The 24,537-nt window shown below is 64.1% G+C and carries 20 protein-coding genes; 15 read left to right on the plus strand and 5 right to left on the minus strand.

Translation table 11 applies throughout. The annotated features are described in order from the left end of the window. Positions 1–228: 228 nt before the first annotated feature. The 5 genes from HA399_RS02745 (at position 229) to pstB (ending at position 6,065) form a co-directional block, all read left to right on the plus strand. On the plus strand, positions 229–1,446 hold the full coding sequence (locus HA399_RS02745; RefSeq protein ID WP_404325978.1) for a Bcr/CflA family multidrug efflux MFS transporter: 1,218 nt from the start codon (positions 229–231) through the stop codon (positions 1,444–1,446). 112 nt (positions 1,447–1,558) lie between these two features. Then, positions 1,559–2,575, plus strand: a complete 1,017-nt coding sequence (locus HA399_RS02750; protein ID WP_043333978.1) for a substrate-binding domain-containing protein — start codon at positions 1,559–1,561, stop codon at positions 2,573–2,575. Between the two features lie 128 nt (positions 2,576–2,703). Further along, complete coding sequence (gene pstC, locus HA399_RS02755) at positions 2,704–3,960, plus strand: phosphate ABC transporter permease subunit PstC (protein WP_043333977.1); 1,257 nt, start codon at positions 2,704–2,706, stop codon at positions 3,958–3,960. Positions 3,961–3,974: 14 nt separating this feature from the next. Continuing rightward, a complete protein-coding gene (gene pstA / locus HA399_RS02760) occupies positions 3,975–5,141 on the plus strand; it encodes a phosphate ABC transporter permease PstA (protein WP_043333976.1) in 1,167 nt (388 codons plus the stop codon). An 81-nt stretch (positions 5,142–5,222) separates the two neighbouring features. Beyond that, entirely contained in the window at positions 5,223–6,065 is an 843-nt protein-coding gene (pstB, locus tag HA399_RS02765) for a phosphate ABC transporter ATP-binding protein PstB (protein ID WP_084589459.1), read from the plus strand. A gap of 146 nt (positions 6,066–6,211) precedes the next feature. Here the strand turns inward: pstB and HA399_RS02770 are convergent, their stop codons facing one another. Continuing rightward, the gene (locus HA399_RS02770) at positions 6,212–7,432 is read right to left on the minus strand and encodes an acetyl-CoA C-acyltransferase (RefSeq protein WP_404325981.1); all 1,221 of its coding nucleotides are present in this window, start codon (positions 7,430–7,432) and stop codon (positions 6,212–6,214) included. A gap of 117 nt (positions 7,433–7,549) precedes the next feature. Here HA399_RS02770 and HA399_RS02775 point away from each other — a divergent pair, with 117 nt between their 5' ends. From HA399_RS02775 to HA399_RS02795, 5 genes are all read left to right on the plus strand, one after another. Next, positions 7,550–8,167: a TetR/AcrR family transcriptional regulator gene (locus HA399_RS02775; protein WP_248380128.1), complete on the plus strand. Its 618-nt coding sequence runs from the start codon at positions 7,550–7,552 to the stop codon at positions 8,165–8,167. Between the two features lie 278 nt (positions 8,168–8,445). After that, on the plus strand, positions 8,446–10,116 hold the full coding sequence (locus HA399_RS02780) for an AMP-binding protein (protein ID WP_404325982.1): 1,671 nt from the start codon (positions 8,446–8,448) through the stop codon (positions 10,114–10,116). Positions 10,117–10,229: 113 nt separating this feature from the next. Next, positions 10,230–10,994: an SDR family NAD(P)-dependent oxidoreductase gene (locus HA399_RS02785; protein ID WP_404325983.1), complete on the plus strand. Its 765-nt coding sequence runs from the start codon at positions 10,230–10,232 to the stop codon at positions 10,992–10,994. A 440-nt stretch (positions 10,995–11,434) separates the two neighbouring features. Next, positions 11,435–13,246, plus strand: coding sequence for an acyl-CoA dehydrogenase C-terminal domain-containing protein (locus HA399_RS02790; protein WP_404325985.1), 1,812 nt, complete (start codon positions 11,435–11,437; stop codon positions 13,244–13,246). A 382-nt stretch (positions 13,247–13,628) separates the two neighbouring features. Continuing rightward, positions 13,629–14,849, plus strand: a complete 1,221-nt coding sequence (locus HA399_RS02795; protein WP_225347551.1) for an AI-2E family transporter — start codon at positions 13,629–13,631, stop codon at positions 14,847–14,849. A gap of 134 nt (positions 14,850–14,983) precedes the next feature. Here HA399_RS02795 and trxA read toward each other — a convergent pair whose 3' ends face one another. Together trxA and HA399_RS02805 are read right to left on the minus strand one after the other, a co-directional pair. Next, entirely contained in the window at positions 14,984–15,307 is a 324-nt protein-coding gene (trxA, locus tag HA399_RS02800) for a thioredoxin (RefSeq protein ID WP_043333971.1), read from the minus strand. Positions 15,308–15,557: 250 nt separating this feature from the next. Beyond that, positions 15,558–16,334, minus strand: coding sequence for a sulfite exporter TauE/SafE family protein (locus HA399_RS02805; protein WP_043333970.1), 777 nt, complete (start codon positions 16,332–16,334; stop codon positions 15,558–15,560). Between the two features lie 176 nt (positions 16,335–16,510). On the opposite strand from HA399_RS02805, the gene cysB reads away from it, so the two are divergent. Continuing rightward, the gene (gene cysB, locus HA399_RS02810; protein WP_043333969.1) at positions 16,511–17,482 is read left to right on the plus strand and encodes an HTH-type transcriptional regulator CysB; all 972 of its coding nucleotides are present in this window, start codon (positions 16,511–16,513) and stop codon (positions 17,480–17,482) included. A gap of 121 nt (positions 17,483–17,603) precedes the next feature. On the opposite strand, the gene HA399_RS02815 is transcribed toward cysB, so the two are convergent. Both HA399_RS02815 and pabB read right to left on the minus strand, forming a co-directional pair. Beyond that, on the minus strand, positions 17,604–18,230 hold the full coding sequence (locus HA399_RS02815) for a phosphoadenosine phosphosulfate reductase family protein (protein ID WP_054555396.1): 627 nt from the start codon (positions 18,228–18,230) through the stop codon (positions 17,604–17,606). Between the two features lie 215 nt (positions 18,231–18,445). Beyond that, complete coding sequence (pabB, locus tag HA399_RS02820) at positions 18,446–19,897, minus strand: aminodeoxychorismate synthase component I (protein ID WP_404325987.1); 1,452 nt, start codon at positions 19,895–19,897, stop codon at positions 18,446–18,448. A gap of 243 nt (positions 19,898–20,140) precedes the next feature. Here pabB and HA399_RS02825 point away from each other — a divergent pair, with 243 nt between their 5' ends. The 4 genes from HA399_RS02825 (at position 20,141) to prpC (ending at position 24,473) form a co-directional block, all read left to right on the plus strand. Further along, entirely contained in the window at positions 20,141–21,013 is an 873-nt protein-coding gene (locus tag HA399_RS02825; protein ID WP_404325988.1) for an alpha/beta fold hydrolase, read from the plus strand. Between the two features lie 370 nt (positions 21,014–21,383). Then, positions 21,384–22,163, plus strand: a complete 780-nt coding sequence (locus HA399_RS02830) for a GntR family transcriptional regulator (protein WP_107335487.1) — start codon at positions 21,384–21,386, stop codon at positions 22,161–22,163. A 73-nt stretch (positions 22,164–22,236) separates the two neighbouring features. Then, the gene (prpB, locus tag HA399_RS02835; protein ID WP_404325989.1) at positions 22,237–23,148 is read left to right on the plus strand and encodes a methylisocitrate lyase; all 912 of its coding nucleotides are present in this window, start codon (positions 22,237–22,239) and stop codon (positions 23,146–23,148) included. Positions 23,149–23,330: 182 nt separating this feature from the next. Next, positions 23,331–24,473, plus strand: coding sequence for a 2-methylcitrate synthase (prpC, locus tag HA399_RS02840; protein WP_404325991.1), 1,143 nt, complete (start codon positions 23,331–23,333; stop codon positions 24,471–24,473). Positions 24,474–24,537 lie beyond the last annotated feature (64 nt).

The raw sequence follows: 24,537 nt of genomic DNA on the forward strand, positions 1-24,537 counted from the left end.
GCTGCCACCGAGTGTGCACCCACGCCTGCCGGCTGTGAAGGCATCTCGGGCCGATCGCCCCAAGTGGATGATCCGCGGGGATTTCATCAGCGTGATGTGACATTCGTCACCTGTGTAGGTCAACTGTATCAATTGTGCGGCGGCGCGCCCACTGTCGTCATCTGACGGCAAGGGCGTGGCGTTTTCGGCACGTGGACATACCATCGACAAACGATTGCAGGAGGGGATGTGGACAAGCGTCAAACCCGTCAGCTGGCCTTGCTGGTCGCGGCCAATACGGCCCTGGCTCCATTGGCCATCGATGCCTATCTGCCGGCATTGCCGGCCATGGCGGAAGACCTGGCGACCACGGTGCACCATACGGAGCTGTCGCTGTCGGTCTTCCTGCTCGGCTTCTCGCTGGGGCAGTTGATCTTCGGCCCGCTGTCAGACCGTATCGGGCGCAAGCCGGTCCTGCTGTCAGGCATCTTCGTCTTCCTGCTGGCGAGTCTGGCCATCACCCAGGTCGAGAGCCTCGAGGGGCTCTATGCGCTGCGCTTCCTGCAGGCGCTGGGCGGCGGCGCCTCGGTGGTCAATTCCTCGGCGATCGTGCGCGACTGCTTCAGTGGCCGCGAGGCGGCCAAGGTGCTGTCCACCGTCGCGGTGATCATGATGCTGGCGCCCTTGATCGCGCCTGCCATCGGCAGTCTGCTGCTGGGCATGGCGGGCTGGTGGCTGATCTTCGCCTTCCTGGCCGCCTATGCCGCCTTCCTGTTGATAGTGCTGCCGCTGCGCTTGCCCGAGACCCGACGCAAGCGCGAGGCGGACGAGCCGCCGGCCAGTCTCCTGCAGGTCGCGCGTGACTATGCCAGCGTACTGCGCCACGGGCCGGCGATGGGCTATGCGCTGACGCAGGCGATGGGCTTCGGTGGCATGTTCGCCTTCATCACCGCGTCGCCCTACGTTTATATGCAGCATTTCGGAGTGACGGCGGCCTGGTACCCGGTGCTGTTCGGCGCCAACATCCTGTTCATGTTCACCGCCAACCGTCTCAACGTGCGCCTGCTGTCACGCCTGTCGCCGCCGCGCCTGCTGCGCATCGGCATCGGTATCCAGCTGTCTGCCGCCATCCTGCTGGTATCGGCGCTGGCACTGGGGCTGGACCTGCTCTACGTCATCGCGCCGCTGCTGATGGTGTTCGTCGGGGCTAACGGCATGGTGGCGCCCAACGCGATCTCCTCGGCGCTGGAGTATTTCCCGCGCATCAGCGCCACGGCCAATGCGCTGATCGGCAGCATGCAGTTTGCCAGTGGCGCCGTGATCGGCATGCTGATCGCAGGTCTGGCGATGGACAGCCTGTGGCCAATGATTCTCGGCATGCTGGGCACGGCGCTGGTCAGCAATATTCTGCTGCGGGTGCTGGCAGGGCGCCGCGCCCTGGCGCGCCATGAGACGCCGCCCGAATGAGAAAGGCTTGAGCCGGCGACTGTCACACAGTTGTCATGAATGCTTGGCAAGGTACTCCCTGTAGACAAGAAGCCACCTCACTGGCTCATTCCTATCGCAAGGAGTTTCAGGCATGAAGGCGTTCCTCAAGTCCGGTCTCGCAGTGGCTGTCATCGCTGCATCAGTTGGTGCTGCAGAAGCCCGTGAACAGCTGCGCATCGTGGGTTCTTCCACGGTCTATCCGTTCTCCAGCTACGTCGCTGAAGAGCTGGGTGCCACCAGCGATTTCCCGACTCCGGTCATCGAATCCACCGGTTCCGGCGGCGGCATGAAGCTGTTCTGTGAAGGTGTCGGTGACAGCACTCCGGACATCACCAACGCCTCTCGTCGCATGAAGACGTCTGAATTCGAGCGCTGTGAAGAGAACGGCGTGACCGATATCACTGAAGCCATGATCGGCTTCGACGGTATCGCCTTTGCCCAGTCTGTCCGCGATGGCAGCATCGACCTGACCCGTGAGCAGATCACCCTGGCGGTCGCCGCTCAGGTGCCGGTCGACGGCAAGCTCGTCGACAACCCCTACACCAAGTGGTCCGAGATCGACTCCTCCCTGCCGGACCGCAAGATCACCGTCTACGGGCCGCCTTCCACTTCCGGTACCCGTGACGCCTTCGAAGAGCTGGTGATGGAAGTCTCCACCGAAGAGATGGAAGGCTACGGCGGTGAGGGTTACACCAACATCCGTCAGGACGGTCACTACATCGCTGCCGGCGAGAATGACAACCTGATCATCCAGAAGCTGGTCGAGAACACCGAAGCCTTCGGTATCTTCGGCTACTCCTTCCTCGAAGAGAATGCTGACAAGGTCGTCGGTGCTTCCATCGATGGCGTGCAGCCGGAAGCCGATGCCATCTCCTCTGGCGAGTACCCGGTCTCCCGCTCCCTGTTCTACTACGTGAAGAACCAGCACAAGGATGACGTGCCGGCTCAGCAGGCCTACAACGACCTGTTCATGAGCGAGAAGATGATCGGTGAGCTGGGCTACCTGAAGGGCATCGGTCTGATCCCGCTGCCGAAGGAAGAGCGCGCCACGCTTCGCGAGCAGGTCGCTGAGCGCACCAAGCTGACTCTGGCCGATCTCCAGAAGTAAGCAACGCAGCTGACCCTCTGACGCGGCCGGTTGCCCTTGGCAGCCGGCCCGTTTGCTTGACTGGTCGCAGGGTTTCGCAAGGCATGAAGCCTTCCCCCTGTGAACAACGCGACTCCGGGACCCGAAAGATGCAGACTCAGCAGATCTTTCTCTTCTTCATAGGCATCGTGGCGCTGGCTGGCCTGGTGGCCTTCTTCAGCGGCCGCAGCAAGGCACAGCGTGTGCGTGCCAGCGGTGCTGAAATGTATGCCCAGCCGGATCAGTACGGCTGGTTCACGGCAATCTCCAGCGCAGGGCCTGCTCTGCTGGTCGGTCTGGCAGCCGTCGTTGCGATTGCCACCGCAGATATCGATATCGAAGGCATGCAGCTGCTGATCGCCAGTCTGGTCGTCGCAGCCGTCGGCCTGGTCATCGGCCTCGCCCTGGTGAAGCCTGATTTCCATGCGCGCAATGCCATCGAGACCCTCATTCGTTATGTGTTGATCGGCGCGGCGATGATCTCCATCGTCACGACGTTCGGCATTCTGGTCTCGATCATCTTCGAGGCCATCCGCTTCTTCCAGATGGAAAGCTTCTGGACCTTCATCACCGGCACCACCTGGGATCCGGGCAACAGCTTCCAGATGGCCGCCGGCCGTGGTGAAGGCGTCGAGAGCACCGCCAACTTCGGTGCCGTACCGCTGTTCGCCGGTACCTTCATGATCACCCTGATCGCGATGCTGGTGGCCATTCCCATCGGTCTGCTCGCCGCGGTCTACATGGCGGAGTTCGCCCCCGAGAGCGTGCGTACCGTAGCCAAGCCGGTGCTGGAAGTGCTCGCCGGTATCCCGACCGTGGTCTACGGCTTCTTCGCCGCCATCACCGTCGCGCCGCTGATCGTCGACATCTTCTCGCCGCTGGGCATCGAGGCGTCCTACAACAACGCGCTGGCGCCGGGTCTGGTCATGGGCATCATGATCATTCCGTTCATCTCCTCACTGTCCGATGACGTCATCACCTCCGTGCCGGACACCATGCGTCAGGGCTCTCTGGCGCTGGGCATGACCCACGGCGAGACCATCCGCAACGTCATCCTGCCGGCCGCGCTGCCGGGCATCATCTCCGCGTCTCTGCTGGCCATGTCACGCGCCCTCGGCGAGACGATGATCGTGGTGATGGCGGCGGGCATGCGTCCGAACCTGACCGCCAACCCGCTGGAAGACATGACCACCGTCACGGTGCGCATCGTTGCCGCGTTGACCGGCGACCAGGAATTCGCGAGTGCCGAGACTCTGTCGGCCTTCGCGCTGGGTCTGGTGCTGTTCGTTGTCACTCTGCTGCTGAACATGGTCTCGGTGGTCCTGATCCGCCGCTTCCGTGAGAAGTACAGCGCCAACAACCTCTGAGGCCGAGACTAGACATGAGCCATTCATTCGACGATATCTCGGCCCAGCTGAAGGGCCGTCATCGCCGCACCAAGCGCCTGAAATTCATGTCCATGGGCGCACTCGCCCTGGCCGCCACCTTCCTGGTGGTCTTCATCGGCGACATGGTCATGCGCGGCTATCCGGCCTTCCAGCAGGCAGAACTGCACGTGCCGGTCACCTACAGCGAGCAGTCGCAGGAAATCCCGCTGGCAGCGGTGGAAGAAGACGTGCGTGATCTGGTCAGCCGCGGCTGGCTGCGCCAGCTGCCGCGCGACATGGCCGCTGACGCCAGCCTGATGGGTCAGACGATCGACCGTTGGGTGATCGCCGATGACCAGGTCGATCAGTACCTCAAGGGCCACAAGTCACACCTGAAGCCCAAGCAGACCGCCGTGCTGGACCGCATGATCGAGAACGGCACGGCCGAGCTCAAGTTCAACATCAACTTCTTCACCACCGGTGATTCGAAGTTGCCGGAATACGCCGGTATCTGGTCGGCCGCGATGGGCACGATCCTGACGCTGCTGGTCACGCTGGCCTTCGCCTTCCCGGTCGGCGTGCTGACGGCGGTCTATCTGGAGGAGTTCGCTCCGGACAACCGCTTCACCCAGGCCATCGAGATCAACATCAACAACCTGGCCGCGGTGCCGTCGATCCTGTTCGGTCTGCTGGGTCTGGCGATCTTCATCAACTTCTTCGGCATGCCGCGTTCCTCCCCGCTGGTCGGTGGTCTGACGCTGGGTCTGATGACCTTGCCGGTGATCATCATCACCACGCGCTCGGCGCTGCGCAGCGTACCGGACACCATTCGTCAGGCCGCCTTCGGCGTCGGCTGCTCCCGCTGGCAGGTGGTGCGTGACCACGTGCTGCCGCTGTCACTGCCGGGGATCCTGACCGGTTCCATCATCGGCCTGGCACAGGCGATGGGCGAGACCGCGCCGTTGATCATCGTCGGCATGGTGGCCTTCATTCCGGATGCGCCGACTGCCATCACCCAGGCTGCCACCGTGCTGCCGGCCCAGATATTCACCTGGGCGGGCGAGCCGGAGCAGGCCTATGTTGAACGTACTGCGGCGGGCATCCTGGTGCTGCTGTCAGTGCTGATCCTACTCAATGCCGCAGCCGTGATGCTGCGCAAGAAATTCGAGCGTCGCTGGTAGGCAGCTGCGAGGCGGCCCGCCGATTGGCCGGTCGCCTTCCACCCTTAGCCCTGGCCCACGACTCATCAAGGAATACGAGACATGAACAGCACCGTCGCCACTCCCGCCAAGCCTGCCGCCGCCACTCGTCCCGGTAGCCCGGTCGTCATCAACGAAGATGCCAACCACGAGCTGGCCATTCGCGTGGAAGACCTCAACCTGTGGTACGGCGAGAAGAAGGCGTTGAAGAACATCAACATCGATGTCTTCCAGAAGAACGTCACCGCCCTGATCGGCCCGTCCGGTTGTGGCAAGTCGACCTTCCTGCGCTGCCTGAACCGCATGAATGACCTGATCCGCAGCGTGCGCATCGAAGGTCTGGTCGAGATGGATGGCCGTGATGTCAACGCGCGCAACATGGATGAAGTGGCATTGCGTCGTCGCGTCGGCATGGTGTTCCAGAAGCCGAACCCGTTCCCCAAGTCCATCTACGACAACATCGCCTACGCGCCGACCATGCACGACCTGGTCAGCCGTCGCGCCGACAAGGATGATCTGGTCGAGAGCGCGCTGCGTGATGCGGGTCTGTGGGAAGAAGTGAAGGACATTCTCGACCAGCCGGGCACCTCGCTGTCCGGTGGTCAGCAGCAGCGTCTGTGCATCGCGCGTGCCATCGCGGTCAAGCCGGACGTCATCCTGATGGATGAGCCGACCTCGGCACTCGACCCGATCTCCACCGCGACCATCGAAGACCTGATGGACAAGCTGAAGACCCAGTTCTCCATCGTCACCGTGACGCACAACATGCAGCAGGCGGCACGTGTCGCCGATTACACCGCCTTCTTCCACATGGGTGAGCTGGTGGAGTACAACGACACCAAGACCATGTTCTCCAACCCGAATACCAAGAAGGCCGAGGACTACATCACCGGTCGCTATGGCTAAGCGGCGCCAGTGTCAGGGCTCGGAAGGCTGAGCCCCTGATCACTTTCTGAGAGCATCGCAGGCCGCACGACGACACGAGGCCCGGATCAATGATCCGGGCCTCGTGTCGTTTCAAGCATCAGGTTGGCTCAGTGTCTGCTGGTGGATCAGCCTTCCAGTTCGACGGCGATCGCGGTGGCCTCACCGCCGCCGATGCACAGCGCCGCGATGCCGCGCTTCTTGCCGCGGCGTTCCAGCGCGTTGATCAGGGTGACGATGATGCGCGAGCCGGTGGAGCCCACCGGATGCCCCTGGGCGCAGGCGCCACCGAAGACATTGACCTTGTCATGCGGGATGTCATGGGCGTCCATCGCCAGCAGGGTGACCACCGCGAAGGCCTCGTTGATCTCGAACAGGTCGACGTCTTCTGTGGTCCACTCCAGGCGCTTCATCAGCGTGTCGATGGCGCCGATGGGCGCCAGCGTGAATTCGCTGGGGTGCTGGGAGTGGGTGTTGTGACCGAGGATACGCGCCTTGACGGCCAGCCCGCGTCGTTCGGCTTCATCACGGCGCGTCAGCACCAGCGCCGAGGCGCCGTCGGAGATGGAGCTGGCATTGGCGGCGGTGATGGTGCCGTCCTTGGCGAAGGCCGGGCGCAGGGTGGGAATCTTGTCGAGATTGGCCTGGAAGGGCTGCTCATCCTGCTCGACCACGCTCTCGCCCCTGCGGCTCTTGACCGTGACGGCAGCGATTTCCGGCGCGATATCACCCGACTCGGTCGCCGTCATGGCGCGCCTGAGCGATTCAATGGCGAAGTCGTCCATGCGCTGGCGGTCATAGCCGCGGGCATCGGCCACTTCCTGGGCGAACACGCCCATCAGTTTGCCGGTCTCGGCGTCTTCCAGCCCATCGAAGAACATGTGGTCCTTCAGCTCGCCATGACCGAGGCGATAGCCGCCACGCGCCTGGGTGAGCAGATGCGGGGCGTTGGACATCGATTCCATCCCGCCGGCCAGCATGATGCGGTTGGTGCCCGCGCGAATCAGATCATGCGCCAGCATGGTGGCCTTCATGCCGGAACCGCACAGCTTGTTGATGGTGGTGGCGCCGATGCTGTCCGGCACGCCGGCCTGGCGCATGGCCTGCCGCGCCGGGCCCTGCTTGACGCCGGCGGGCAGCACGCAGCCGAAGATGCCCTCGTCGACATCGGCAGGCGTGAGGCCTGCGCGTTCGATGGCCGCCTTGATGGCCACGGCGGCGAGCTGTGGCGCGCTCAGCGTCGAGAGTGAGCCCTTGAGGCCACCCATCGGCGTGCGGGCACCGGCGAGAATCACGATGTCATCGGCGCTGGCGGCGGGGCTTGGCGTAGTGCGGGAAGCGGTCGTCATGACGGTCTCCTGTGTCTTGTTATTGGAAGATCGAGTCGTGCAGTCGGCGTTGTGATCACTGCGTGGCTATGCTTTGATCCATTCAATCCCATAAACCAAGCAAGCGCTAGTTATACGATGAATGTAGCCACCGCCTCACCCCGTCGCAAGGAGTTGGTCCGTATCGCTGCCCGCCTGTTCGTCGAGGAGGGTTTCGATCGCACCACCGTCCGCATGCTGGCCCAGGAAATGGGCATCAAGTCCGGCAGTCTCTTCCATCACTTTGCCGACAAGCAGGAAATTCTGTGCGCCGTGATCGAGGAGGGCATGTTCAGTGCGCTGGCCATCGCCCGTGAGCATCTAGCGCGCTGCGAGCCGTGCCAGGCAAGCGAAGTGACCGCCTCGGCGGCGTCGCAGCAGCAGGCGCGTGAGCGACTGCTGGCCCTGGCGCGTGCACATCTGGACACGCTGCTCACTGATCGCAATGCCCATGTGGTCGCGCTCTATGAGTGGCGGCGGCTGGAGGGCCCGGCGCGCGAGCATCTCGTCCAGCTGCGCGATGACTACGAAGACCTGTGGCGTGACGCCATCGCCTCCGCCGTGGCCGCAGGGCTGCTCAAGGGCGACGCCGCACTGCTGCGCCAGTTCATGCTCGGCGCGCTCAACTGGACGGTACGCTGGTATCGCCCCGATGGAGAGCGCTCCCCCGATGAGCTGGCCGAGGCGCTGGTCGACAGCCTGTGTCGCCTGCCCTGAGCCAGCGTCTGCTACACAGCGTGCGTTACACGCCGTCCGTTACACGGCCTCTGCTACGCAGCGTCTGCAACTTTTGGCCAGTCGAGCGTCACAATGCTTGCCGCCCGACAGGCTTGTCGCTAACTTGACGTTTACGTTAACTGTAGATGGCTGGCGTCCAGTCATCTCACTCCGCCCCGGAGCACCACTCAGGAGCCAGTCACGCCATGACGCCAAGCGATACAACAACAAACCGCACGTCACGCGCCGCCTCTGCTGCATCTGCGAATTCACACGCCATGCAACCCGCTGCCAGCCAGACGCTGAGCGATTATCTGGCCGCCTTCGATATCCAGGCACTGCGCGATGAATTGTTCACCACGCCGCTCGACACCGACGGCGCAGGCGAGCTCGGCAATGCCTATGAGGCATGTGTCGGGCGTCATCTGCGCGCCGGGCAGGGCGAACGCATCGCGTTGGTCCACGAAGACGAACAGGGCCGGGTGCGTGAGCTGAGTTACGCACAGCTCGATGAGCAGAGCGCGCGGATGGCGGCTGCCTTGAAGGCACAGGGCGTGGTGGCGGGGCAGCGGGTCGCCTGCATGCTGTCGCGCACGCCGGAGCTGATGATCGCGCTGGCCGCGACCTGGCGGCTGGGCGCCGTCTATCAGCCGCTGTTCACCGCCTTCGGCACCGATGCGCTCGACTATCGCCTGTCGCGCGCCGAGACGCAGATCGTGATCACCGAGACGAGCCAGCGCAGCAAGTTCACTGAGCTTGCCCGCCATCCCGTGATCATCTGCGTGCGCGGTGAGGGAGATGCGCTGGAGGCGGGCGATCTCGACTGGCAGACATTGATGCAGAGCGAACCACTGACCGAGCCGCCGGTGTGGCTTCCGGCGGAGGCGCCCTTCCTGCAGATGTTCACCTCCGGCACGGTCGGCAAGCCCAAGGGCGTGGCGGTGGCGCTGAATGCGCTGCCCGCCTTCTGGCTCTATCAACGCCTGGCGGTGGACCTGCGCCCCGGCGAGCGCTTCTGGAACATGGCCGACCCCGGCTGGGCCTACGGGCTCTATTACGCCATCACCGGCCCGCTGTTGCTGGGTGCCACCACCTACTTCATGCAGGCGCCGTTCAGTGCAGAAGGCGGGCTGGCCTTCATGGAGCGTCACCGCATCGACAATTTCGCGGCCGCGCCCACGGCCTATCGCATGCTCAAGGCCTCCGGGCTCGGTGAAGGGGCCTTCGAGCGCCTGAACCTGCGGGTCGCAAGCTCCGCCGGCGAGCCTCTCAACACCGAGGTGGTGGGCTGGGTCGCGCGGGAGCTGGGCTGTGCGGTGATGGACCATTACGGTCAGACCGAGACCGGCATGACCTGCTGCAATCATCACGCGCTGGCCCATGAGGTCGTGGTTGGCAGTGTCGGCTTCCCGCTGCCCGGCTATCGACTGGCCGTGCTCGACGCCGAGTATCGCGAGCTGCCGCCGGGCGAGCCGGGTGTGCTGGCGGTGGATATCGCCCGCTCTCCCGCGCACTTCTTCGCCGGTTACACCTGGCAGGAGAAACAGCCCTGCGTCGAGGGCTATTACCTGACTGGAGACGTGGTGGTGGCAGAGCCCGATGGCCGCTTCACCTTCGCCGGGCGTGACGACGACATCATCACCACCGCGGGCTATCGCGTCGGCCCGGCGGATGTCGAGAACGCTGTGCTGGTGCATCCGGCGGTGGCGGAATCGGCGGCGGTCGGCAAGCCGGATGCGCTGCGTGGCGAGATCATCAAGGCCTATGTGGTGCTGCGCGATGGCCATGTCGGCAGTGACGAGCTGGCGGAGGAAATTCGCGCCAGCGTGCGTCAGCGACTCTCGGCGCACAGCTATCCGCGCGAGATCGACTTCGTCGACAGCCTGCCCAAGACGCCGTCGGGCAAGATCCAGCGTTTCCTGCTGCGAGCACAGGCGCGCGCGAGCTGAACACCGAGCCATGTACGCGGCTTTCAGGCACGGCCGACTATCCGACGGCGCTTGTCTGTCATCACCTGGCTCTCATCACCTTTCCTGCCATCACCTTTCGGGAGACTCGTTTCATGAAGATCGCCGACCACTGCTTTCTGATCACCGGCGCAGCATCCGGCCTCGGGGCCGCCACGGCGTCACGTATCGTCGCGGCCGGCGGCCAGGTGGTGCTGGCGGATCTTGCCGAGGCCGCATGTGAACAGGCCGATGCGCTGGGGGAGGCGGCACGCTTCTGTCATTGCGACATCACCGACAGCGCCAGTGTCGAGGCCGCGCTGGATGTCGCGGAGCAGACCTTCGGTGCCATTCATGGGGTGATCCACTGTGCCGGTGTGGTGAGCGTCGCCAAGCTGGTGGACCGTGACGGCGAGCCTGCTCCGCTCGAGGGCTTCGAGAAGACGCTGGCGATCAATCTGAGCGGCACCTTCAACGTGGCGCGCCTGACGGCGGCACGCATGGCGCGCAATGCCGCCGAGGGCGAGGACGGTGAGCGGGGCATCATTCTCAATACCGCCTCGGTCGCGGCCTTCGATGGCCAGGTGGGACAGTGTGCCTATAGCGCCTCCAAGGCCGGGGTCGCCGGCATGACGCTGCCGATGGCGCGTGAGCTGGCACGCCATGGCATTCGCGTGATGGCGATTGCGCCCGGCGTGTTCGAGACACCGATGATGGCCGGCATTCCGGAGCCGGCCCGCGAAGCGCTGTGCGAGGCGGTGCCGTTTCCCAAGCGTCTGGGCAAGCCCGATGAGTTCGCGCGTCTGGCCGAGCACATCATCACCAACAGCATGCTCAACGGGGAAGTGATCCGCCTCGATGGCAGCATTCGCATGGCCTGAGGCTGGCGGGCAAGGCCTTTATCGTCTGGATCGGGCTCTCTGGATCGGCTCTGGGGAGAGAGCACGGTACACAAGGAATCTTGCAGGACAGGTTATCTCTGGGGGAGATATTGCTCGATCGCGGCTGCGGTCGGGCTTTTTTGTGTCTTCTTTTGTGTCTGCCGTGCGCGAGGGGCGGCCTGGAGACAGGGTTCGCCACTGATGAGACAGGGCTTGCCACCAATGTCGCAGGCCAGAAATCAAACGACCGCTTGACGGTATGGCGAAGGAGGCGTTAATTTCAAACACATGTTTGATAGTGTTGCGTCAGACCTGTTCGCCGCCAGCGACTCGCTTCTTCATTGCTCGAGTGAGTGTTGCGCCGCCTGACAAGCGTCCTGCCGCCACCTGTCGTTGTTCAGGTCAGCGCCGCCGCGTCGCGACGGCTCAAGGAGTAAAGCATGCCGGACTATCAGGCGCCGTTGCGCGACATCCGCTTCGTGATGAATGAGCTGCTCGACTATCCCGCGCACTATGCCAGCCTGCCGGGTGGCGATGAGGCCAGCGACGATATCGTGACCGCCATCCTGGAGGAGGGCGCACGCTTCGCGCACGAGGTGCTGACGCCGCTGAACCAGTCGGGCGATCGCGAGGGCTGTAGCTTCGAGGGCGGCGAGGTCAAGGCGCCGAGCGGCTTCAAGGCTGCCTATCAGCAGTATGTCGAGGGCGGCTGGCCGAGTCTGGCTGCCTCACCGGAACATGGCGGTCAGGGGCTGCCGCCGTCACTGGCGATGGTGCTCTCGGAAATGGTCGCCTCCGCCAACCTGTCGTGGGGCATGTATCCGGGCCTGTCGCATGGCGCGATGAATGCACTCGAGCATCACGGCAGCGAGGTGCTCAAGCAGACCTACCTGACCAAGCTGGTCGAAGGCAGCTGGACCGGCACCATGTGCCTGACAGAGCCGCATTGCGGCACGGACCTGGGCCTGATCAAGACCCGCGCCGTGCCGCTGGATGACAGCGATGGCAGCAAGGGCTACCGCATCAGCGGCACCAAGATCTTCATCTCGGCCGGTGAGCACGATCTGTCCGAGAACATCGTGCACCTGGTGCTGGCCAAGCTGCCGGATGCTCCGGAAGGCTCGCGTGGCATCTCGCTGTTCGTGGTGCCCAAGTTCCTGCCCGACGCCAATGGCGAGGCCGGTGAGCGCAACGGCGTCAGCTGTGGCTCCATCGAGCACAAGATGGGCATTCACGGCAACGCGACCTGCGTGATGAACTTCGATTCCGCCACAGGCTATCTGGTCGGCCCGCCGCACAAGGGGTTGGCCTGCATGTTCACCATGATGAATGCCGCGCGTCTCGGGGTGGGGATCCAGGGCGTGGCGCTGGCCGAGGCCAGTTTCCAGAATGCGCTGAGCTATGCGCGTGACCGCCTGCAGATGCGTGCCCTGTCTGGGGCCAAGGCGCCGGAGAAGGCCGCCGACCCGATCATCGTGCATCCGGACGTGCGCCGCATGCTGCTGACCCAGAAGGCCATCGCCGAGGGCGGGCGTATGCTGGTGATGTACGCCGCCCAGTTCAATGACATCGTCGAGAACGCCCCGGACAGCGAGGACAAGGCACGTGCCGATACCTTGCTCGGCCTGCTGACGCCCATCGTCAAGGCCTTCCTGACCGAGACCGGCTTCGAGGCGACCAACCACGGTGTGCAGGTCTATGGCGGCCATGGCTTCATTCAGGAGTGGGGCATGGAGCAGTTCGTGCGCGATGCGCGCATCACCCTGCTCTATGAAGGCACCACCGGTATCCAGGCGCTGGACCTGCTGGGCCGCAAGATCCTGATGAGCCAGGGCGAATCGCTCAAGGTCTTCACCAAGGAGATCCACAAGTTCTGTCAGGCCAGCGAAGGCAGCGAGTTTGCCAATCCGCTCGCCGAGCTCAACCGCGAATGGGGCGAGCTGACCATGGCGGTGGGCATGGGTGCGATGCAGGACCGCGAAGCGGTCGGCGCAGCCAGTGTCGATTACCTGATGTATGCCGGTTACGTCACGCTGGGCTACCTGTGGGCGCGGGCCGGTGAGACGGCCAGGGCCGCGCTGGCGGCCGGCGAAGGGGACGCTGCCTTCTATCAGGCCAAGCTGGATACCGCGCGCTTCTACTTCCAGCGCATCCTGCCGCGCACGCAAGGCCATGCCGCGATGATTCGTGCCGGCGGCGAGACGCTGATGGCGCCGACGGTGGAAGGCTTCGGCAGCGGCTTCGAGATCTGATGACGGTTTCAAGCCTTACAGCAGCTTCAAGGCTCAGCAGTTCGATGTATCGGCAACAGTCGTGTCTTATGCCTCCAGTCAGTGCGCTCTGACTCGGTACCCTTGGGGAGACTTCGGTCTCCCCATTTTTTGTGCGCTTGGTGTCAGGCAGGAGTTTTTCCCGACGCGAGCAATCAATCTCGTTTCAGTCTTGGCTTGTGACAGGCATGCGCCCAAGATAGGCGCATCGAAGGCTGTCCCGAGCAACCCGCGGGGCAGCGACGCGCATGTACTTATGGCATGTACTGATGGCAAGCACTGACAGGATAGGTGGCGCAGGATGCACTCGAACGATACGCCTGAGGAAAGATCGCGACACGAGGAAGTGCCGCCCGAGGCGCAGATGGCTGACGCGCAAGCGCCTGACGATAGCGTTGGCGAGCCACGCAGCGTCAGTGAGGGCACTTCCATCGAGGAGGCCGTGACACGCATGCAGGTGCCACGCGACGAGCGTCAGCAGGAGGCGCTCGAACGCTCCGGGCGTTCTCGCCACGCGCCCAACGTGCGCCGCGCGCTGGAGATTCACCCCTTGCTGGTCGGCATGGCCGCAGTGGTCATCATCATCGGCGGCCTCAAGCTGGCGGCGGACCTGGTAGTCCCGCTGCTGCTGGCGGTGTTCGTCGCCGCGGTCTGCGACGCGCCGGTGCGCTGGCTGGCCCGTCACGGCATCGGGCAACGCTTCGGGGTGCCGATCGTCATCCTGACGGTCTGCGTGCTGTTCTCGTCGCTGACGGCGCTGCTGGTCTCGCGCTTCACCCTGTTCAGCGATGAGATGCCCAAGCTTGAGGAGAGCCTGCGCGAACAGTATCAGAGCATGCTGGAATGGCTGGCGGATAGCGGCGTATCCATCGCGCCGGCCCGCTTCAGCGAGCTGGTCGACCCGGCCTCGTTGACCCAGTGGGTGCCGAACCTGCTGACCGGGCTTGGGGGGCTTCTGTCCTCGAGTGTCATCATCGTGCTGACGGCCACCTTCCTGCTCTATGAGGCGCTGTCACTGCGCGACAAGCTGGTCAGCACGCTGCGCAGCCCGCATGTCAGTCTGCGCCGCTTCACGCTGTTCTCGCTGACGCTGCGCCGCTATCTGGCGGTCAAGACCTTGATCAGCCTCGTGACCGGGGGACTGGTCGCGATCAGCTGTCTGGTGCTCGATGTGGAGTTCGCCTTCCTGTGGGCCACGCTGGCCTTCTGCCTCAACTACATCCCCAACATCGGCTCGGCGCTGGCCGCGGTGCCTGCGGTGTTGCTGACGCTGGTGATGCCGGAAGGCGGCGCGGTCAAGGCGTTGATGCTGGGCGGCTGTTATCTGGCGATCAACTTCATTCTCGGCAACTTGATCGAACCGCGCGTGATGGGGCGCACCCTGGGGCTGTCGACGCTGGCCGCCTTCCTGTCGCTGGTGGTGTGGGGCTGGGTGTTCGGGCCGGTGGGCATGCTGTTGTCAGTGCCGATCACCATGACGCTCAAGATCGCCTTCGACTCGCACCCGGGCACGCGCTGGGCGGCGCGCCTGCTGGGCCCCTCCGTGCGCCGGATACGCCGTCGTCGACGCATGGCGGAGGAATGACCCGCGGGCCAGCTCTGCGTGGATGACCTGCTGTCAGAATGCCAAAGGCCCCGTCACGCTGTGCGTGACGGGGCCTTTGGTTATCGAATCAGTGCGCGATGACTGGCGGGGCAGTCACCTGTCAGCAAGTCGACTCAGAGGTTCTGCTCGATGAACTGGCTCAGCTGACCCTTGGACTGGGCACCGACCAGAGAGGCGACCTTGGCGCCGGACTTGAACAGGATCACGGTCGGCACGCCACGCACGCCTTGCTCGGCGGCGATTTCCGGCGCGTCATCGACATTGACGTTGACGATCTTCAAGCCTTCGCCTTTCTCGTTGGCGACTTCTTCGACGACCGGCGCCATCATCTTGCACGGACCACACCACGGGGCCCAGAACTTCAGCAGGACCGGGGCTTCAGCGTTGAGAACTTCCTGTTCGAAGTTGGCGCCGGTGACATCGACGTGATTGGACATCTTGTTTCTCCAGGGGATTCGTTTCGCTGTCTGCGGCATTGCCGGACATGCAGGCTGCGTCCGATGGTAGCGCCACTTTGCATCACTGACAAATGGGCATTGTCCATCGGCTCAATAGCACGGGGTTATGATCGCTAGTGTTTTTATAGCTGTTTTATTGGTTTGAGGGAATAGCAACGGGGCAGGCAATGTGGATTGCCCGCCCCGACTTTGGTATTGCCTGTGCGAAGGATCCCGCAGCAAGGAGAGCTCAGAAGAAGGCGTAACGGATGCCCAGCCCCAGCAGCAGTGTCGTCAGCAGGCCCTGCAGCAGGCCGCTGGGCATGTGGCGTGTCAGGCGTGCGCCCAGGCTGATGGCGGGCAGTGAGCCGACCAGCAACGCGCCGAGCAACAGGAAGTCGACATTGCCCAGCCACAGGTGGCCCAGTCCCGCGACCAGTGTCAGCGGGACCGCGTGAGCGATATCGGTGCCGACGATGCGCGCGGTGCTCAACAGCGGGAACAGCATGATCAGCACGGCAGCACCGAAGGCGCCGGCACCCACGGAGGATAGGGTGACGCACACGCCGAGCACGATGCCTGACAGCACGGTCAGCGGTGCCGCGTGGCGTACGATGAAGCTTTCCGGGCTGATCAGCCCCAGCAGGCGCTTCTTGAACAGCAGCACGCCGGCGGTGAGGATCAACATCACGCCCAGCATGCCCTTGATCAGGCCCGCGTAGGCGGTGGGGTCAGTGAAGAAGGTATGCAGGACCGCAATCGTCAACAGCGCCGCCGGCAGCGAGCCGATGGCCAGGCGCCGGGCGATGGTCCAGTCCACATGGCCCTGGCGATGGTGCGCGAAGGCGCCGCCCGCCTTGGTAATGGAGGCATAGAGCAGGTCGGTGCCCACGGCGATGTGCGGCGGGAAGCCGAACATCAACAATAGGGGCGTCATCAGCGAGCCGCCGCCCACGCCAGTGACACCGACCGCGAAACCCACTCCGGCGCCTGCCAGCACGTATAGCAGCAGTTGTGTGACTTCCATCCCTACCTACCCCCTTGTCAGGTTACTGTCGCCAATCTACTCTTGAGCGTATATTCCCGAAAGGAATCATTATTCATGATTTTATCGCCCGATCATCTTAGCAAGGTGGCCGGCCATGTCCGGGCCACTGTCACGCCGCGTCGCGTCGATGGTGCTTCTCAGGAGAGTGAAGCCGCATGAAACTCCAGCAGTTGCGTTATATCTGGGAAGTCACCCGCCACAACCTGAACGTGTCCGCCACCGCGCAAAGTCTGTATACCTCCCAGCCGGGCATTTCCAAGCAGATTCGTCTGCTGGAAGATGAGCTTGGCGTCGAAATTTTCGCGCGCAGTGGCAAGCACCTGACGCGGGTGACCCCGGCCGGCGAGTCCATCGTCGAGCTGGCAAGCCAGGTGCTGCGCACGGTGGAGAACATCAAGCACGTCGCTCAGGAGCACAGTGACGACCGTCGCGGCAGCCTGTCGATCGCCACCACGCACACCCAGGCGCGTTATGCCTTGCCGCCGGTGATCGCCGATTTCACGCGCAAGTACCCGGATGTCGCGCTGCACATGCAGCAGGGCACGCCGAAGCAGATCGCCAACATGGTCAGTGAGGGGCAGGCCGACTTCGCCATCTGCACCGAGTCGCTGGAGCTGTTCAACGACCTCATCCTGCTGCCGTGCTATCGCTGGAATCGCTGTGTGCTGGTGCCCAAGGATCATCCGCTGGCCAATGGCGAGGAACTGACCCTCGAGTCGCTGGCCAGTTATGCGCTGGTCACCTACACCTATGGCTTCACCGGGCGCAGCCAGCTGGATGATGCCTTCAAGTCCCACGGCCTGGCGCCCAACGTGGTGCTGACCGCCTCAGACGCCGATGTCATCAAGACCTATGTGCGTCTCGGCATGGGCATCGGCATCGTCGCGCACATGGCGGTGGACGAGGTGGCCGATGAGGACCTGGTCGCGCTGGACGCCACGCATCTGTTCGAGAGCTCCACGACCAAGATCGGCATCCGTCGCGGCACCTTCATGCGCAGCTACATGTTCGAATTCGTCGAGCGCTTCGCGCCGCACCTGACGCGCGAGCGTGTCGAAGCGGCATTGGCCGCCGGCCCGCGCCACGAGCACGAGATCTTCCACGATATCGAGCTGCCGGTGCGCTGAGTCCCAGTGGACTGAGTGCCGCTCGCCAGATCTGTCATAGCGCAGATGAAAAAGCCCGCCTCCTGAGAGGCGGGCTTTTTGCTGGCTGGGCGGTGCGAGCGCACAGCGTCAACCATAGGGCTCAGTGTGCCAGGTGCAGGCCACACTCGCGGTTGTCTTCCGCCTTGGTCGGGTCGACGTAGTCGAACTCGTTGGGCAGGTCGTGGGCGACCAGATACTCGTGCATCTGCTTGGATGACCAGTTGAGCACCGGGGCGACCTTGATCAGGCCATCGCCGTTCAGCGAGACCGGCTGCATGCCGGCACGGAAGGCGGTGTCACTGGCGCGCACGGCGGTGAACCACATTTCGGGGTTCAGCTCGCGCAGCGCACGCTCGAACGGTTCGAGCTTCACTTCACGGGTGAAGGCTTCATGGCGCGGGTCATCGATATGCGGGGTGAGGCCATCGACGGCTTCACGGTGGGCACGCGTGCGCTGCGGCAGATAGATGATGCGGTTCAGGTTCAGCTTGCGCGTCACCTCATCGGCGAAGCGGTAGGTGGCATCGGTGTTGTAGCCGTTGTCCATCCACACGATCGGGATATCAGGGCGGAAGCGCGTCACCATGTGCAGGATCACCGCCTCGAAGGGTCGGAAGTTGGTGGTGCAGATGGCGTGCTTGTCCAGTGACAGAGCCCAGCGGGTCAGGGCTTCCGGGTCGTTGCCGAATTCGGCATTGATGCGGGCGAGATCGAAGGTATCGGACATGAGAAGTCTCCAGAACGAGGGCACGTCCGATGGAGCGGGGCGCAGGGCTGATCAATGGCCAGCAAAGACCATCAGCAGAGGCGGGTAGCGCTCAAGGAGACGTGCAGGAATGCGCCTACCCTATCAAAGGCAGGCACTGCTTCCCCAATACGAATTCGTTCGAACGTTATATGCCATCGAGTTATGGCGCTCATGACGCCTTATAACGCCGCCTGTCAGCCAAGCGCTTCCATCAGGCGCTGGATCTTGGCCAGGCTCTCGCGGTATTCGGCCTCTTCCTCGGAATCGGCGACCAGACCGCCGCCGCCCCACAGATGCACTTGGCCCTCGGCGATCACCGCCGTGCGGATCGCGATGGAGGTATCCATGTGGCCGCGGATATCCAGATAGCCGAGGCTGCCGCAATAGGCGCTGCGGCGCACCGGCTCCAGCTCCTCGATGATCTGCATGGCGCGGATCTTGGGCGCGCCGGTGATGGAGCCGCCGGGGAAGGCGGCGCCGAGCAGATCCAGCGCATCGCGTCCGTCATCTAGGGTGCTGGTGATGGTGCTGACCGAGTGATGCACGTTGGCGTAGCTCTCCAGCGCGCACAGTGATGGCACCTTGACGCTGCCGGGCGCGGAGACGCGGCCCAGGTCATTGCGCAGCAGGTCGACGATCATCACGTTCTCGGCGCGGTCCTTGGGGCTTTCCAGCAGCTCGGCAGCCAGCCGGGCGTCCTCTTCCGGCGTCGCGCCGCGTGCGCGGGTGCCCTTGATCGGCTTGGTCTCGACCGCGCGATGATTGACCTCGACGAAGCGCTCCGGCGAGACGGAGACGATCGCCATCTCCTCGCCCTTGGCGTCCTGCCAGCTCAGATAGCCGGCGTAAGGTGTCGGCGTGGCCTGACGCAGGCGCAGGTAGGCATCCCAGCTGTCGCCACTGCAGTCGGCGGAGAAGCGCTGGGTCAGGTTGATCTGATAGCAGTCACCGGCGTGCAGATACTCCATCACCTGACGGAAGCGTTCGCCGTAGCCCGCGCGATCCAGCAGCGGCGAAAAGGGGGTGTCGAGGGCGAAGTCGGCGCTGCGCGGCGCCGGTTGCTCCAGCCACTCAAGCACCTGCCGGCGCCGTTGGGGCGAGGCGATCAGCCAGCTCTGCTGGCGCTGATGGTCACTGATCAATGCCCAGTCATAGAGACCGAGACGCGCCCAGGGCAGCGCGATGTCGTCCTCGGTCGTGGCGGGCAAGTCTTCCAGCGCGCGCCCGAAGTCGTAGCTCCAGTAGCCCAGCAGGCCGGCGATGAACGGCAGGTCCTCGGCGCTCAGGTCATGCCGGGCGAGCTCTTCGCCTGCCAGCGTCTGCGGCAGCAGGGTCAGCAGCTGGCGCTGGGCCTCGATTACCGGCAGGCGGGCGAGGCGCTCCAGCGCTTCACTGAACTGGCTCAGGTCACGCATCGTCTCCGGCAGCGGGCCAGTGAGCTTGCCGCCGTGTGGACCTTGCTCCAGCACGGCCAGCGGGTCGCTGCTGATGATGTCGAAGCGGCCACCGGCCAGCGACGGCTGGCCACTGTCGAGCAGCACGGCGTCGGGGCGTGAGCGCAGGCGTGCGAAGCGCGACAGCGTGGAGGCTTCATCCTCGGCGGCGAGGGCGTAGGGCAGGGCGTTGATTTCGAGCGAGATGGTCATGACAGCTTCCGTTGGCGGACAGGGCATTCTAGGCATCCGAAGGCGTTTTGTCCGCCCATGCGTGCGGATTCCGGTGAGGGGCTGGCCTTGTTGGCTTGCCGTTCTCCCGTGCGCTGATTAAGGTGCCTGCCTCTGAACGCCCTGCGCCGTCATCGATGACTGCCATGACGCGCGTGCTGACGTTCGCCCAGCCCTCTTGCCCAGTCTCTTGCCCAGCCCCTGGCACCCCACCGGAGCCCCTGCATGCATCCCGAGTTCGAACATGGCCAACATCTGCTGTCACGTCCCGATCAGAACATTTTCTGGCAGCGTCTCAAGCGGCATGACGCCCAGGGCGGGCGTCGACTGCTGATGCTGCACGGCGCGGGCGTGGCCGGCACGCTGACCTGGGCACCGCTGGTCGGGCATCTCACGGCCCATGATGAACTGATCATCCCGGACCTGCGTGGCATGGGGCAGACGCTGGCGCCGCAGGGTGGCGAGCCTCCTTTCACTCTCGAGCAGGTGGTCGAGGACGTGATGGCGCTGATCGAGACGCAGCGCATCACGCATTTCGACCTGATCGGCTACAGCTTCGGCGGGCTGGTCGCCATGCGTCTCGTCCAGCGTCTGCGCGCCGAGCGCCCGGAGGTGAAGGTCGGCGACATCAGTCTGCTGGAGCCGGCACTGCTGGAGCGCGAATGCCACGCCACCATGCTCAAGGTGCGTGACGGCTATGCCGAGGCGGCGCGCGCCATGCGCGAAGCCTCAAGCCCCGAGGCGGGCATCACCGCCTTCCTCGACCTCATCTCGCCGCATCGTACGCGCAACCCGCGCGCCGAGCGCATGATGGTGGCGCGACTGGCGCATCGCCACTTGGGCTTCGCCAATGCGCTGGACTGTGTCACGCATGCCGTGCGCGAGATCGACCGTGAGGCACTGCTGGCCGACGTGCTGGCCTCAGGTAGCGAGGTGCGCAGCCTGGTCGGCGGCAAGAGCCCGCAGACCCTGCGCGACTATCACAGTCTGCTGGCCGAGCGTCATGCGGGTTGGCAATCGCTGGAAATCCCCGGCACCGATCACTCGCTGCCTTTCCAGAAACCCCGCCGCATCGGCGCGGAGCTCAGCTTCACATAAATCGCGTGATTGTCGACAAGCCGACCGATGAATGGTCTGGCATTGAGACTCAAGACGCCCCGTCAGCCTGTGCTGGCGGGGCGTCTTTCGTCTCGGCAGCTACTGGCTGGAGTGCCTCTGGCCTGTCGATGTTTGAAGACTGGCATGGCGGCGTCTCAGGCGGTTCGGCCTTGTTCTGGCAGCCGTTTATCCAGCGCATGCCAGCTCTCTTACGCCAAAGGTGTAGAGGATTTGGCGGATTGCATCTTGACCCACTCAGGCTCGCTGGCTAGTCTGGCAGTCATTGAATGATTGTCGACAATAGTGCTGAAAGTCCCTCATCGCCATTGTCCTGTCTCAGCCCCTTGTCCAGCCGGATTGCCTGACCGCCATGACCACCGATGCCTTTCACAATGCCACCACCGCTCGAAGCCTCGCGCGCGGCGCCACTGCCGAGCAGGCAGGCCACACCGCCTCCGCGAGTGCTCCGGCACCTGAGGTGCGCACCCTGGCCGAGCGCGTCTTCCACCAGCTGCAGGACGCCATCGTGCGCGGTGAGCTGGCACCGGGCAGCAAGATCACCGAGCCGGGGCTGGCGCAGGCCTATGGCATCTCGCGCGGCCCGCTGCGCGAGGCGATGCGTCGTCTCGAGGTCCATCGCCTGATCGAGCGCGTGCCCCACGTCGGCGCGCGGGTGGTCAAGCTCTCGATGACCGAGCTACTGGAGCTGTTCGACGTGCGTGAGGCGCTGGAGAGCATGGCTGCGCGTCTGGCGGCGCGGCACATGACGCAGGAGGAGGTCACGCGGCTGCGCAGCGTGCTCAAGACCCACGAGCAGCAGTCGGACCTCAAGACCGGTACCGCCTACTTCCAGAAGGAAGGCGATCTCGACTTCCACTATCAGATCGTCCTCGGCAGCCATAACCACATGCTGATGACGATTCTCTGCGACGACCTCTACTACCTGGTGCGCATGTATCGCACCCAGTTCAGCGCCAGTGGCTCGCGTCCGCAGAAGGCCTTCGTCGAGCACCACCGTATCGTCGATGCCATCGAGGCCGGCGACGAGGAGCTGGCGGAGCTGCTGATGCGCCGCCACGTCAGCGCCTCGCGGGAGAACGTCGCCCGCCGCTATGCCGCCACGCTCAAGGAAGAGCAGGGCGAGGAGTGAACTGCCACAGCGCTTGCGATCGGATCACCACCAACAATTCCAACCCCGTCATGGGCCCAGCCCGGGAGATGTCATGTCACGCCATCTGAGTTCCACCGCCTTGCCAAGCCCCGGCGCCCGCTTCCGCGCGGCGCTGGAAACCAATCGTCCGCTGCCCATCGTCGGCACCATCAATGCCTATACCGCCATCATGGCCGAGCGCGTCGGGCATCAGGCGATCTACCTGTCCGGTGGCGGCGTGGCCAACGCCTCCTACGGGCTGCCGGACCTGGGCATGACCAGCATGAATGACGTGCTGGAAGACGCGCGCCGCATCACCGCCGCCAGCGAGCTGCCGCTGCTGGTGGACATCGACACCGGCTGGGGCGGCGCCTTCAACATCGCGCGCACCATTCAGGAGATGGAGCGCGCCGGCGTGGCGGCCGTGCACCTGGAAGACCAGGTCGCCCAGAAGCGCTGCGGACATCGCCCCAACAAGGCCATTGTCTCCAGCCAGGAGATGGTCGATCGCATCAAGGCGGCCGCCGATGCCCGTCGTGATGACGACTTCTATCTGATCGCGCGTACCGATGCCTTCCAGAAGGAAGGGCTCGAGGCCGCCGTGGCACGCGCCAATGCCTGTGTCGAGGCCGGGGCGGACGCCATCTTCGCCGAGGCGGTGCATACCCTCGAGGACTACCGTGCCTTCTGCGAGGGCGTCGACGCGCCGATTCTGGCCAACATCACCGAATTCGGCGCCACGCCGCTGTTCAATCAGCGCGAGCTGGGCGACGTCGGCTGTCGGATGGTGCTCTATCCGCTGTCGGCCTTCCGCGCCATGAACGCCGCCGCCCTCAAGGTCTACCAGAACATCCACGACAAGGGTGACCAGAAGGACGTGGTCGACGACATGCAGACCCGCATGGAGCTCTACGACTTCCTCGATTACCACACCTTCGAGCAGAAGCTGGACACCCTGTTCGAGGCCGAAAGCCGCAAGGATTGATGCCAGACGCTCGAGACGGACGCCATGTCTCGCATCAGGAGGCCATTGGCTTCTCGGGCCGGCGCTTCCGGCCCGACCGTTTCTCCCTCGCTGGCAAACGCCTGGCCGGCGAGGGGCTTGACGCTTTATGCCCTACAAGAAAAAGAACAACTCAATGACGTCACTGCCAAGGAGATCGCGCCATGTCAGATACCACCGCTACCCCGAGCCCTAGTGCCTCCAGCGGCCTGCGCGGCCAGAGTGCCGGCGAGACCGCCCTGTGCACCGTCGGCCAGACCGGCTCCGGCCTGCGCTATCGCGGCTACGATCTGGAGGATCTCGCCGCCCACGCAAGCTTTGAAGAAGTCGCCTATCTGCTGCTCAAGGGCAAGTTGCCCAATCTTTCGGAGTTGGATGCCTACATCACGCGCCTCAAGGGCCTGCGTGGCCTGCCGGATGCCCTGAAGGCGGTACTGGAGCAGATTCCGGCCAGCGCCCACCCGATGGACGTGATGCGCACCGGTTGCTCGATGCTCGGCAATCTGGAAACCGAAGAGAGCTTCGATGAGCAGTCCGATCAGGCCGAGCGCATGCTGGCGGTGTTCCCGTCGATCATCAATTACTGGTATCGCTTCAGCCATGATGGCGTGCGCATCGACACCGAGACTGATGACGACTCCATCGGCGCGCACTTCCTGCACCTGTTGCACGGCGAGGCCCCCAGCGAGCTGCATGCCGCGGTGATGAATACCTCGCTGATCCTCTACGCCGAGCACGAATTCAATGCCTCGACCTTCACCGCGCGTGTCTGCGCCTCGACGCTCTCCGACCTGCATTCCTGTGTGACCGGGGCCATCGGCTCGCTGCGCGGACCGCTGCATGGCGGTGCCAACGAGGCGGCGATGGCGATGATCGAGCACTGGCGCTCACCGGAGGAAGCCGAGCGCGAGATTCTCGGCATGCTGGAGCGCCGCGAGAAGATCATGGGCTTCGGCCACGCCATCTACCGTGAACGTGACCCGCGCAACGCCATCATCAAGGAGTGGTCACGCAAGCTGTCCGAGGATGTGGGTGACACTCAGCTCTACGCCGTCTCCGAGCGCGTCGAAGCCGTGATGTGGCGCGAGAAGAAGCTGTTCTGCAATGCCGACTTCTTCCACGCCAGCGCCTATCACTTCATGGGCATTCCCACCAAGTTGTTCACGCCGATCTTCGTCTGTTCACGCCTGACCGGCTGGGCGGCGCATGTCTTCGAGCAACGCGCCAACAATCGCATCATCCGCCCGAGCGCCGATTATACCGGCCCGGAGCATTGCGACTGGCTGCCCATCGAGCAGCGCGACTGACCCTTTCCTCGGCCAGTCAGCGTGCTGGCCGATCGTTTTCTTGACCGCCTGATGAGTCCGGATG

It is taken from the genome of Cobetia sp. UIB-001, assembly GCF_044789135.1.
GTDB lineage: Bacteria > Pseudomonadota > Gammaproteobacteria > Pseudomonadales > Halomonadaceae > Cobetia > Cobetia amphilecti.